At 47.9% G+C, this 12,288-nt stretch carries 13 protein-coding genes and 1 pseudogene; 6 read left to right on the top strand and 8 right to left on the bottom strand.

Annotated elements, in window-relative coordinates:
- Nucleotides 1-95 precede the first annotated feature (95 nt).
- Both AC0VZ8_RS06450 and AC0VZ8_RS06445 read right to left on the bottom strand, forming a co-directional pair.
- Nucleotides 96-1,139 (bottom strand): LacI family DNA-binding transcriptional regulator, encoded by a 1,044-nt coding sequence (locus AC0VZ8_RS06450; protein ID WP_475486411.1) that lies wholly within the window; start codon nt 1,137-1,139, stop codon nt 96-98.
- A gap of 219 nt (nt 1,140-1,358) precedes the next feature.
- Complete coding sequence (locus AC0VZ8_RS06445) at nt 1,359-2,273, bottom strand: hypothetical protein (RefSeq protein ID WP_475486410.1); 915 nt, start codon at nt 2,271-2,273, stop codon at nt 1,359-1,361.
- Between the two features lie 379 nt (nt 2,274-2,652).
- On the opposite strand from AC0VZ8_RS06445, the gene AC0VZ8_RS06440 reads away from it, so the two are divergent.
- Nucleotides 2,653-3,702 (top strand): S-layer homology domain-containing protein, encoded by a 1,050-nt coding sequence (locus tag AC0VZ8_RS06440; RefSeq protein ID WP_475486409.1) that lies wholly within the window; start codon nt 2,653-2,655, stop codon nt 3,700-3,702.
- Between the two features lie 89 nt (nt 3,703-3,791).
- Here AC0VZ8_RS06440 and AC0VZ8_RS06435 read toward each other — a convergent pair.
- Nucleotides 3,792-4,224, bottom strand: a pseudogene (locus AC0VZ8_RS06435) (VOC family protein).
- Between the two features lie 112 nt (nt 4,225-4,336).
- Complete coding sequence (locus AC0VZ8_RS06430) at nt 4,337-5,227, bottom strand: putative RNA methyltransferase (RefSeq protein ID WP_475486408.1); 891 nt, start codon at nt 5,225-5,227, stop codon at nt 4,337-4,339.
- A 433-nt stretch (nt 5,228-5,660) separates the two neighbouring features.
- On the opposite strand from AC0VZ8_RS06430, the gene AC0VZ8_RS06425 reads away from it, so the two are divergent.
- The 3 genes from AC0VZ8_RS06425 to AC0VZ8_RS06415 all read left to right on the top strand — a co-directional run bounded on the left by AC0VZ8_RS06425 (nt 5,661) and on the right by AC0VZ8_RS06415 (nt 8,015).
- Nucleotides 5,661-6,176 carry a DUF6773 family protein gene (locus AC0VZ8_RS06425; protein ID WP_071221226.1) on the top strand — a complete coding sequence of 172 codons (516 nt, stop codon included), beginning with the start codon at nt 5,661-5,663 and terminating at the stop codon, nt 6,174-6,176.
- 25 nt (nt 6,177-6,201) lie between these two features.
- Nucleotides 6,202-6,399 (top strand): helix-turn-helix transcriptional regulator, encoded by a 198-nt coding sequence (locus AC0VZ8_RS06420; RefSeq protein WP_009594955.1) that lies wholly within the window; start codon nt 6,202-6,204, stop codon nt 6,397-6,399.
- Nucleotides 6,400-6,563: 164 nt separating this feature from the next.
- Complete coding sequence (locus tag AC0VZ8_RS06415) at nt 6,564-8,015, top strand: erythromycin esterase family protein (protein ID WP_475486407.1); 1,452 nt, start codon at nt 6,564-6,566, stop codon at nt 8,013-8,015.
- A 145-nt stretch (nt 8,016-8,160) separates the two neighbouring features.
- Here the strand turns inward: AC0VZ8_RS06415 and AC0VZ8_RS06410 are convergent, their stop codons facing one another.
- The 3 genes from AC0VZ8_RS06410 to AC0VZ8_RS06400 all read right to left on the bottom strand — a co-directional run bounded on the left by AC0VZ8_RS06410 (nt 8,161) and on the right by AC0VZ8_RS06400 (nt 9,993).
- Entirely contained in the window at nt 8,161-8,835 is a 675-nt protein-coding gene (locus tag AC0VZ8_RS06410) for a DUF4097 family beta strand repeat-containing protein (protein WP_475486406.1), read from the bottom strand.
- Between the two features lie 143 nt (nt 8,836-8,978).
- Nucleotides 8,979-9,467 carry a helix-hairpin-helix domain-containing protein gene (locus tag AC0VZ8_RS06405; RefSeq protein WP_475486405.1) on the bottom strand — a complete coding sequence of 163 codons (489 nt, stop codon included), beginning with the start codon at nt 9,465-9,467 and terminating at the stop codon, nt 8,979-8,981.
- Nucleotides 9,468-9,504: 37 nt separating this feature from the next.
- Entirely contained in the window at nt 9,505-9,993 is a 489-nt protein-coding gene (locus AC0VZ8_RS06400; protein ID WP_260067052.1) for a DinB family protein, read from the bottom strand.
- A gap of 112 nt (nt 9,994-10,105) precedes the next feature.
- Here AC0VZ8_RS06400 and AC0VZ8_RS06395 point away from each other — a divergent pair, with 112 nt between their 5' ends.
- Both AC0VZ8_RS06395 and AC0VZ8_RS06390 read left to right on the top strand, forming a co-directional pair.
- On the top strand, nt 10,106-11,053 hold the full coding sequence (locus AC0VZ8_RS06395; RefSeq protein ID WP_260067053.1) for a helix-turn-helix transcriptional regulator: 948 nt from the start codon (nt 10,106-10,108) through the stop codon (nt 11,051-11,053).
- Nucleotides 11,054-11,238: 185 nt separating this feature from the next.
- On the top strand, nt 11,239-11,901 hold the full coding sequence (locus AC0VZ8_RS06390; protein WP_071221231.1) for a CatB-related O-acetyltransferase: 663 nt from the start codon (nt 11,239-11,241) through the stop codon (nt 11,899-11,901).
- 95 nt (nt 11,902-11,996) lie between these two features.
- On the opposite strand, the gene AC0VZ8_RS06385 is transcribed toward AC0VZ8_RS06390, so the two are convergent.
- Nucleotides 11,997-12,287, bottom strand: coding sequence for a hypothetical protein (locus tag AC0VZ8_RS06385; RefSeq protein ID WP_475486404.1), 291 nt, complete (start codon nt 12,285-12,287; stop codon nt 11,997-11,999).
- Between the last annotated feature and the right edge of the window lies 1 nt (nt 12,288).

The following is a 12,288-nucleotide window of genomic DNA, read 5'->3' as shown; positions in this document are numbered from 1 at the left end:
AAGATCATATAATTTGTTATTTTTTTGTTATGAGTATATAAAAACCCCGATGTCATGGAGACATCGGGGCTAACGTGAGAATATGACAATGCAGCTTAGACTTCATCCGTATCGCGTGTTGCGTTATTCAAATCCCTAACAATGACATCCGCTTGAATTAAAAGCCGCTCGTAATTGGAATCCGGGTTCAATATCCGCCACAGCAATTGATCGACGGCACGCATCCCGAGCAGTTCCTTATCGATGTTGACGGTTGCCATAATCGGCAGGTTATCGTACATATTATCAAATCCGGTCACCTGTACGCGGCCCGGTACGTCGATGCCCTGATTCTTGAGCGCCTCCATGGCGAACATGGCGGTGATATCGTTGGCGCAAACAAACACTTCCGGAAGCTCGCTTCCGGCAAGGGCCTTTTCTAACGCTACGTGTATATTCTCAATCTCCGGGCTGATCAGAGATGGCAGCTGACGATGTTCGATTTTGTAATCGGCCAGCGCGGACGAGAAGCCGATCCAGCGCTCGTAATAGCTCTGGGCATCTTCGATATTGCCGATGAACTGATACTTTTTATACCCTCTGCTGATCAGCTTGGTCATGATTTGTTTCATGCTGTGCATATTGTCGGTGAATACCGTGTCCGATTGAAAAGCCGGGTCCATGTGGTCCACCATGACCACGGGAATGTTCAGCTTCTTGATATCCATTAAATTTTGGGTGGATACCGATCCCACCGTCACAATCCCGAGAATGCCCTGGGGATTTAACAGAGTGAACATATGGTCATTCGATGGCTCCGTTAGCGTGAGAATGTCCAGCCCCTTCTGATTCAGGCGAGCGGATATGCCGTCAAACACTGGTCCCCAATAGGGGGATTCCCGATTTTGATAACGGACATTCGGGAATAGAACAAGCACCGCCCCCGCCCATTTTCTGTTTTCCGGATCTTGAAGCTGCTGGTTTTTCCCCGCGGCTTGGTTCGGCTGATCCTTAAAGTACCCCAGTTGGCCCGCTGCCTTCAGAATCATGTCCCTGGTCTGCGGACTGACGCCCGACTTTCCCGACAAAGCACGGGATACCGCGAATTTAGACACGCCCGTGAAATCGGCAATTTCCTGAATCGTCACTTTCGTTTTCATCGTTATCTACCTACTTAAGTGCGAATTTGTCGTTCATTTCTCGTGTTATTTATGTTAGTTTTTGTTAGGTTACAGACATAATATTATTTGAAAAAGCAGTCAAAGTCAAAGAATATCCTGCATTTTCTTGTTTTCATTTTTACAAAAACAAAAGCTGTCCTCTGGTCATGTTCAGACCAGCAGGACAGCTCCTCTCTTGTAAGAGATAATATTACGATATTATGGTTTCTCCACGAGCAGCGCTTCCCACTGCAAGCCTTCCCCGGTGATTTCGGTCCGGAGGTCGGAGATGCTCTTCAGTGCCTCCTCGCGGCGTGTCTCAAGTGTGATTACCGTTTCCTTGTATAGCTCGCCTATCTTCTTCTGCGTACCGGTTGCCATTTTCGTTATTTCGGATTTTCTTGCAGCATTGCCCTTGGAGATCGCGGTTGTCTGTTCCTTAAACAGCTTGCTGTATTGGCTCTTAGCTGTTGCCTTGCTGATTTTCCCCTGTTTGTACTTCCACATCGGACTGTTCAGATACGACGTACTGGATCCGTTACGAAGCTTCCACATCGGGCTGTTCAAATAGCTTTCACTGACCATTTTGCTGAATTTCCATGCGGAACTGTTCAAATAGCTCGGGGTGATCGTCTTCTTGTATGTCCACATCAGGCTGTTCAAATAATCCTCGTTCATTTCTTTGCTTAGCTTCCAGAGCGTACTGTTCAAATAATCCCGGTCTGCGGCTTTCGCATACTTCCACATCGGACTGTTTAAATAACTTGGATTGATCAACCGTTCATATTGTGTCAGCTTATCCTTTAAATCACGGTTCCCTTCATACTTCAGCTTCAGCTGATCCAGATCTGCTTGAAGCTTCTCGTCCCACTGCTTTTGATCCTCCAGCACTTTTTTCTCCAGCTGATCCAGGGACGCATGGCTTGCATCGTAAAACACCTTATATTTCTTGTCTACTTGTTTCTGGTAATTGTTATACGCATTTACCGTCTTCTTGTTATAGGATTTATACTCGCTCCATACTTGATTCATCCATTTCTGATCCGCTGCGTGAACCGTTGTTTGCGGAAATAGGACCGAGACTGCAAGCAAAAGGCTGCATAGGGTCAATACGGATTTTCGCACCAATCTCATCGAATTTCGCCCCTTTTCTATAGATAGTAAACAAGGGATATTTTACCTAATGGCTTGGTATCTTCCAATAGGAATTCCGAACCCCTAACTTTTAGACTATTGCCTGCTTGCTCCGAGCTCGATTATTTCATAATACATCGTACTTCATTCCCTAGCTCTTTCGCGAAAATCATGCCTTTTTTTCGCAATTCCATTTTTCAAAGTGGAGGATATATACACTTCCATAGTCCTGTAGTCACTAAGTATCGATTAAGTTAGTTAGCTAGTTATAACAGCCCATCTTTGACCAGAAGCGCTTCCAGACGCTTGACCGGTCGAAAAACACACTTATACAATGTATTTTGTAGTATTTTAGCAAATTATAGATGGAGGATTGCAGATGTTGAAGTTCAGGGCACTATGTGCGCCTATACTCCTGGTTGCCTTCTTATTCGTAGGGGCTGGCAGCGCTTCCGCTGGGTTTACGTTTCGGGATATTGATAATCACTGGGCAAAAACGACCATCGAATGGGGCGTCGATAAGGGAATTGTCAACGGTTATGCCAACGGGATGTTCATGCCCAACCAGAATGTGACCGAGGCCGAATTCATTCGCATGCTGGTTGTCGGCATCACGGGCAAAGACCTGCAGGAGAACTATTTGACCGAGCTATGGTCGGATAAATATTATCATTTTCTGCACTTCAAGAACTATCCCGTTCACGGATTCGCAGACAAAACCAAGCGCAGCCAATACATAACGCGGGCCCATGTGGCCGAGCTGATATCCAGCGCCGATGGCGTGAACTATGACGGAAATCAAGCGATTCAATACGTTTTGGGCAAAAAGTACGCACAAGGCCGAATCAAGGGCGAAAACACGATTGAAGGGTATGTAGGAAGCGGCACCATCACGCGCGCCGAAGTGCTTCAGCTGATCAAAAACCTGACTGATCGCGGAATGTCGAACCTGTACGATCGTCCTGCCGTGCCAAGTGCGGAGGCGATGCTTCCGAAGCTGCCAACGCCTTGGGATGTGTATCGGGACGAGATGTATCTCGTGATTCGTCAGAAGGTATTCTCGAATTACGGCGGATACCGCATCTATGACGACGGGTTGAACAAAATTGTGATGACCAGCACGAAGCAAACCGGCGAAACGGATTATGCCGTATCCGTTCAATTCGAGCCGCAGATTATGCAGTTCAGCGGAATCGCACTGTCCAATGCCGCCGATAAAACGCAGCGCAGCATGCTGATCGAGCTCCTCCAACTGTATGGCTTTCAGGTCGATTCCGCCTTCCTCGCGAAGATAGACTCCGCCGAGAAGAACAAGAAGGTGATCGAGCTGAAGGTGAGCGGTAAGACCATCGTGATTGATCCGCTAGTGGCAAGCCCTGCAGGGCATGTCCATATCTACTATAAGTGGTGGGATGGAACGCGGGCGTAGATAAGGGATCTCCCTTTTTGCTATAACCGAATAAGGGCCCTGACGGCAAATCGTCAGGGCCCTTTTTATTATACCTGCAGGAGTGGAATCTACTTCTGCGCTTCAACTTCGGTTGAAATATTCCAGTATACGCCGTATTTGTCCGCTACGATCCCGTAGGCCGGGCTCCAGAACGTCTCCTGCAGCGGCATAACCACCTGACCACCTTCAAGCAGCGCTTCGTAGAACCGCTTCGCGTGTTCGGGTGCATCGGTCATGATGCAGATCTGAACCTGATTTGCTGGATTCAACCGGTTGACCGGGAAATGTATCCGAAAACATCAGATCCGTCTCTCCTACCCTCAGCAAAGCGTGGGAAACGCGATCCCTCGCGCTCTCCGGCAGCGGAAAATCAGGGTTCGCCGGCATTTCGCCGAAGGTCTGAACCATGACCATCTGGGCATCCAACGCCTTTTCATAGAATTGAATAGCTTCCTTAGCATTCCCGTCCATAATGAGATACGGATTCAATCGAAGTGTCATGCGATCGTTAACCACCTTTTTTTTCATATTAAAGTAGATAACTCATATTATCTCCCAACAGGATCACTTTAGCAAAATATGACGCAAATCTAGACAGGAACATTACTTACCCTCATATCCATCCATACAGAAGTGTGAAGTCGGCGGTTACCTCCATCTCTCCATCTGGCATCCGTTCAATAACCTCAGGTGAGATGCTCCAGGATAGCGGCGTCATGTGAATCAGTTGCTTCATCTGATTGGAATCCAGAATGACGCGATACCGAAGCTCATCGAATTCGATCCGTTCAAAGTGACGGATGAACAGCTCCATCGTGCCGTCATTGGAATACGTCTCTTTACCTGTACCTGTATAAAACAAAGCGCGAAGCTCCTGCAAATACATGCTCCCCGGGATTACTTTCACTAACATTCCGTCACTCGTTAGCAGCCGCCTGAACTCCGAATAATTGGAAGGAGACAGAATATTCAAAATGTAATCAAACTGTTGGTCGGCAAACGGGCTCTGAGACAAATCAGCCACGCACCATATGGGGTCCGGGGATGTCTTAGCGGCCGTAACGATGCCCTCTTTGGCAATATCCATACCCACTCCGAGAACGTCCGGCACCATTCGTTGCTCTCGAAGCTTACGTAAAATGGCGGATAGATGGGAGCCCTCCCCGCAGCCTGCATCAAGCAGCCTTACAGACTTCCGGGATTCCCTGGACTTCATTGCCTGGATCAGGCGGCTCGTTACCGCTTCTACCATAGGGCCGAAGAAGCCGCTGCCGCTGATTGTTTTTCGAGCCTCGAACAAAGCCTTATCGTATTTGGTTCTGGGTGTTTGGTTCAACAGGTTTACGTATCCCTGTCTGGATATATCATAGCAATGCCTGTTCTCGCATTCCAGGCTGGCCATCCGTTCTACCTTCATGGCACCGCTGCAAATCGGGCATTGAAACATCTTCTCGTGTATCGAAAGTTTTTGCGCTTTTTTTAACAATTTTTCATTGTTGGACACAGCAAAATCACCCTTTCATTCGATTAAACGCAATGAAAAAGGCACAGAAAAATAAACTCCGGCCGCAGTTGTCAAAAAAATGGGCCGAGCCTACTTTGATCTGTACCTCACATTAACGTAAACGAATGAAATGGATCACGAAAAAACACGCTCCTGACATCAATTCGGGCAAGAGAGATGCCCTAATCCAATTTTAACACGCGAGCACAGAATGTAAACCTCCGAGGCAAGCATCCGGTTCAGCAAAAAATATCAAGAATTAGCTCCCCCTATGGACTATGATGAGTGCTTGAAGCTCTATCCACCTGCTCACTTAAAAAGACAAATATTAAATTCAAAATGACATATATATATTGCAAAAAGACGTAAATACTATTACAATGCATGTATCCAGAAAATCTCAAGAACCTATCTCTAACCAAAGGAAGGAATGATGAGCTTGAATTGGTTTAAGAAGAGCACGGCTGAAGATGAGCGTATCGTCAATCTAAAGAACAAGTTATATAAAGAGGTGTATACCTTGATCATGATCATATGCAGCATATCCGTCATCATCAAATCTTTTGCGCTCCCGCGAACGGAGTCCGTCTGGCTGGAAATGCTGATCATACTGGGAGGAAGCTTATATTTCGGGATACGCAGCGTGGCGCTGGGGATTTACTCGGATGAAGTGGAGGTCCATGACCAGCGGAGCAAAATTTCGTTCAGCATGCGTACGGCGATATGGGGGCTTTTTATCGGTGTCGCACTTGCTCTTTTTTTCGGTATCCGCAGCGCGATCCTGTTTGGCAATGACAACAGTGCGACCGAGCTCAAATATTTCTTTAGCGTTTTTTTCGTTTCACTGATCATCTACATCCCGCTCTTTGTCGGGGGGAATTGGTTGATCCACTACGGCGCCAACAAGGTAAGCCAGAAAATGTCACAGAACGATCCATTCGACTCGTAGAAAGGGATATCAGGGGGACTGCCGCATGAAAAACATCAAATTGAAGATGGCCCGCGTCGAGAAGGATTTATCGCAGGAAGAACTGGCCCAGATCGTCGGTGTCTCCAGGCAGACCATCGGCCTGATCGAGCTGGGGAAATATAATCCGTCCCTCAGCCTGTGCGTTGCCATATGCAAGGCATTATCGCGTACTTTGAACGATCTGTTCTGGGAAGAGGATTAAGTGGCCAGCTCATGGCGCGGCGTTGAACCATCGAGCCGTAATCTCGACTATGTTAAGGAGGTGATTCCCACATTCAAAGCACGAAGCACATAGTGGCGGGCTTCTTTACACGTCCGTTCATTCAATTTAAAAATCATTCAACATCTTATAAGGAGTGATCCTCTATGCCACTACATAACGCTAGAAAAGCATTTACCGTGTTTTTGCTCACCGCTTCTATTGTAGGAACTTCCCTAATCCCTCACGGAGAAGCATATGCTTCTACCGCCGATTCCATCCAAGGCCAGGTTACAGAAGTTAAAACAGCCCGAACTTCGGATGAAAAGATTGCCGAGTGGGAGAATTGGGCCAAAGACCATGCGTACCGACTGGATACGATTCAACCCACCGACACGGCGGGCGGTCCAAATCAATATAAGGATCTGGCTATGCTAAAACCATTACTGCAAGATAAACGTTTCGTGTTTCTGGGGGAAAGCTCCCACGGGGTTGGCGAGTTCAATCTGGCTAAGACCCGTTTGATCCAGTTTCTGCATCAGGAGATGGGGTACAACGTTCTGGCCTTTGAGAGTGGTCTTGGTAATAGCTCCTTGGCTTACGGCCGGGCCGGACAGCAGAGCGCGGAACAAACGATGAAGGATTCAATCTTTGGCGTCTGGTGGTCCAAGGAGATATTGCCGTTGTTCGAATACATACAAACAGCACAACAGAGCAAGCAGCCGCTCGTGCTGACCGGTTTTGACATGCAGCTGCAGCATCCGCTGTTGGATGGACAATGGCTCCAGGATCAGGCCATGGCTAAGCGTCTAACGGAAGCTGAGAAAAAATTGTCAGACTACTCACTTGGTACGGATCTTGAAGCTTACCGCAAAGAGAAAAAGCAGCTGATTCAAATATATAAGGATGCTCTAAAATCCTTAAAAACGGAGGCAAACGAAGCTCATTTGAAAAAGCTCTATCCGGATAACCCCAAACTTTCCATGCTGCTTGAAAGAAGCTTGAACGACCGGATTCGGGTAGCCCAGGAATATGTGGAGCTCTCCATCAAGTCGACCCTCGGCATGGAAAGCGGGGATTATGCACCGTTCCTGGAATCGATGGAATGGCGGGATCAGGCGATGCATGACAATCTCATGTGGCTGGCAACCGAAGTATACCCGACGGAGAAATTCATCGTCTGGGGACATAACGACCACATCCGCAAATCCCAAACCGAGGTGATGGGTTCGCCATATCCGGTGACTTTAATGGGAGAAAAACTATCGGATGAAATGAAAAAATACAGTTACGTGCTTGGCCTGTATCCAGCCAGCGGACAAACCGCAGATAACATGGGGAATGTGCATGACGTTCTGCCGGCAGAGCCGGGATCCATCGAATCGATCCTGTCGGCCGCAGGCTCGCCGTATACCTTCGTTGACCTGCGTTACCAAAAGCGCGAGGCAGGGAACTCGTGGATGTTCGAGCCTCGTTTTGCCTATAGCTGGGGCATGATTCCAGAGAGCTTAATCGCCCGTGACCAATACGACGGTATTCTGCTGATCGATGACGTAAGCCCGCCGCAATATATGAGATCCTCCGCTTCATCCAAGGCTTCAGTGCCTGCCGAAGAATAAGGTGCTATCATTTTTCATTGTCATATAGGAGTTTAATAGGTTAACATGCCAAGCATCCCCTGATCGTCTGCTTCTAGAGCACATAAACTGTGAACTCTGGAGCGGACTAGTGCGGGGATGCTTCTTTTTCTTATTTTCTAGCATGTTATTTTATCGAGATGTTCCCCGAGGAGGTTTTGAGTTTCACCACATGCTGCCCGTCACCAGAGCGTCCTTCCGTTTTCCGGTTGCTCTCCTTCCTGTCCTCGAGCGGAACGGCAATGGACCGATGTCCGCTGCCGGATTGCAGCATCCATGTCGCATCAGGCGTTTCTTCATCGAGCTGTATGTTCACGTTTCCGCTCGTCGCCGATACCTCCACATCGTTGTTCAAACGGGTAAACGCAAGCGAGATATTCCCGCTTTTCCCTTTCACCTGGAGGCTGTGGTTTTGCAACCCGGTCCCCGTTACATGGCCAGAAGAGCCGTCAATCACGACCTGCCCTGCGTAATCCGCAGGAATTCTCACGCTGAGCTCCGGCATCCTGCCGATATTCAATATCCGAGTAATATCGTTATCTAAATGAATCTTCACCCGATTGTTTTCCTGATTAACAACGGCCCCTGCGGAACTGCTGTTTCTGAGCAGCGAAACTTCCAATGCTTCCACATCCGCTGTCTCCACGTATAATGGCGTACTGCCATGGTCGATCTCCAGCACTTCAACCTCCTCAAGCGTTACGCGTTGGAGTTGCTCTTCTTCTTCGGCCCTCGAACCGCATGCACTGAGCAAGAACATGCAGAGGATCCATAGGATTGCAGCTGGTGCATATCGTTCCATTACTTTTTCCACCCCTTTTCAACATTGAAGCCATTGTACAGGATGACGCAGCGTCACTTTCAAGCGATTTTTCAATACCGGTAAAAAACAGGAAAAAGACACCGCCTTGTGGCCGTGCCTCTCAATAGGTCAAGTTATGGATCCTATGGTTGTCCATCTTTGTTGTCGTACCACGATAATGTTGGACGGGTTGGAGGATATCCGTGCTGCTCCCTGAATTGCTTACGCACTTCGGTAAAGTCATGCCAGCTCTTCCCGCTCCCCGGATGATTGGCATGATATACGATGCAGCGAAACGCATCCTCCACGCAAGGATCCACCCAGAAACCGCTGCTCGCTTCCATCCGGTCCGTTAAAGCGGCAGCGTCTTCATCCTTGATATCTTCCAATGCGTAATACCCCAACTGGACTACGCGTTCAGCCACTTTCGGTCCGATCGAAGGAACCGTCTGAAACTGCGCCAGTCCCCGGATATATTGTGCGCGGCTATCCGAAACACCAAGCACGCCGGACAATAACTCGATATCCATATGCGCAATATCGCTGAGCTTCATTTTGTTTGACCGCAGCTTTGCTCGCTCTTTGCCGGTTAACGGCAGCTTCGGCGATTTTCCCGGTATTTGTCGCGGCATCCTTCCCCCTCCTGTTCTTAATCAGCACTCCTGACGTTTAATATAAATCGAACATACTCACTTCATAGCCCTGGGCTTTCAGATAATTGAACATTTGCGCCCGATGATGCTGGGCATGCGTGACGATTTCAATCAGCCACTTGGCTTGGGTTGAACCGTGCTCCAAGTAGAAGGGTTGGGTTGTCTTCTGCATAAATTCTTCATCTGTCAGCCCATTCATGTAGGATTTTACATCGGCAAGTCCCCTCGTCATCCAAGAGATCAGCTTGTCCTTGTCCACGCCGTCAGCGGCGATGCTTGCTTCCAGCTCCCGGATCTCCGCTTCGCTCTTCTCTTGCAGAATCAACAGGTCCGTCGCAGGCACCGAAACCAGATGATGTACGAGTTCCTGAAGCGATCTCATATTATGGGCCGGCCTGTAATCCCAATGCGCTTCTGAAATTTTGCCGATCAGATTCGAACTGGTACGAACGATAAGCTCCAGCTCCTCGAACAACAGCTGCTTCATTTCATGCAATTGACTCACGTTTCATCACTCCATTTTTTAGTTATACGAGGTCTTTTGGGTTCTACGGCAAGTATAGCGTATAATAGTGACAACTATTGTCATAGTCATCCAACGATTCGGAGCTGATCCTATGTCCAAATCCAAACGTCTCATTGATCTGATGATGACCGTTAACCGAATGCGAAAATTCACCGTAAGAGAACTGGCCGATCAATTCGGCGTGTCGTCTCGCACAATCTTGCGGGATCTGCAGGAGCTCAGCGAACTGGGGGTCCCCCTTTATTCCGAGGTAGGACCGCACGGCGGCTACCAGGTGCTGAAAGAACGGGTTCTTCCGCCGATCGCCTTCAGCGAGGAAGAAGCCGTCGCGATGTTTTTTGCCAGCCACGCCTTGCGTCACTATCTATTTCTTCCCTTTGAAGCCGAGTCCTCTACCGCACTTCAGAAATTTTATTATTACATGCCCGGGGATGTCCGCGACCGGATCGACCAGATGAAGAATCGGGTGGATTTTCTGACGCATACCAGACAGCAGAAGGCTGAATCTCTCGGGGCTCTGCTGGATGCCGCCGTCGACCAGCGGGTCGTTACGGTGTTGTACGAGAGCAGGGAAGGTTATGCCGCGCGAAGCATCCAGCCCGTGGGCATCTATGCAAGCAACGGCTTCTGGTATTGTCCCGCTTATTGTTTTCTGCGCGATGATTTCCGTCTGTTCCGCTGCGACCGCATGCAGTCCGTGGCTGAGGATGCAACCGGCATCGAGCCGCGGGATCACCGGCATATCCATCTGGGCAATTGGAGGGAATACGGGGCAGAGAAATCAGTCTATACCCGGATGGTCGTTGATCTGAGCCGGGAAGGCGTTCAGCGCTGCGAATCCGAATTGTGTCCTGTTCCCCATATTGACATGCAACCGGATGGTAGCGGACGGCTTGATCAGAACGTCCCTGCCAGCGAGCTTTTGTATTTTGCTAAATTTTTCCTCGGATTAGGAAATGAAGCCACGGTGAAGGAGCCGCAGGAGCTGGTGGATTGCATGAAGGGGATTCTGAAGAAGGTTATGGCGAAGTATGATTAGAGGTACCCAACATGACTTGTAAAGCATGCGTTTGACGAAAAGATCAACCCTTTGTTACAATCTCACCAATACTGAGGAAAAGGATGAGGACGATGGTTCGTCGCTTGATCAGGTTTAAGAATGTCGCTACTGTATTAAGCTTCTAAGTAAAAATGATCTATTCTACTTAGAAGCGAGGTATAAGAATGAAACAACATCGGTTCGAACACTGGTCCGAAATTAAGTATTTAAAGGATATTGTCACTAACCCAATGATTACAGTAGGAGAATACTCTTACTATTCCGGTTATTACGATTTTCATGATTTTGAAGATGGTTGCGTTAGATACCTTTGGGGGGATGAGAAATCCCGAAGGTTGTTTAATCCCATCGAAGAACATGGTTGGCATATAGATAAATTGATTATTGGCAATTACGTATGCATTGCAAGTGGTGTAGTTATATTGATGGGTGGAAATCACAATCATCATCCTGAGTGGATAACCGTGTATCCTTTTGTCGATCAGATTGAAACTTCTTACGCACCAAAAGGCGATACCATCATCGAAAGCGATGCCTGGATTGGAATGAATGCCATGATTATGCCAGGTGTGACCATTGGCGAAGGTGCTATTGTGGCGGCTGGTTCGGTTGTTGCAAAAGCTGTCCCGCCCTACAGTATCGTGGGCGGTAACCCTGCCAAAGAGATAAAGAAACGCTTTACGAATGGAGAAATTGAGAAGTTAAAGGAAATGCGATGGTTCGATTGGGAACGCGAGAAAGTTGAACGAGCCGCTCAGATCTTGTCCAGTTCTTCTGTAAATCAATTATATGACTTTTATCAAAAAGAAATAAAACCATACGTTTAAAACGTTACATTAGAAAAAAACGGATGCAGATATCCCTTCTTGAATTCAAGAAGGGATATTTTTTACGTGGTCTCTGCAGTTGCATTCATTACAACCTATGGACCCATTATTAGATATCCTAAAAAGGTGTAGATAAAATAAGAGAATAGCGCAAGCGCATTGCAGGTTATTAATAACAGGTCCTTGGCTGAATCGGTTACGTCATAGGAACGTATGGATAGCGCGATACCAAATGGCGGAATAACGACAGTGGACAGAAGTCCATAAAAGTAAAACCAGTGCCCGTCGCGGATAAACAAAATCTCTATAGTGAACAAGAGGATAGGCAGCACAAATGTCCACAATGAGATTTGCCGTACAACGGGAACTCTCCATTTCAATGGCATG

The organism is Paenibacillus sp. QJM3NY_38 (assembly GCF_056173265.1).
Note: the sequence above shows the minus strand (reverse complement) of the source record. Positions and strands in the feature narration are given on the sequence as shown.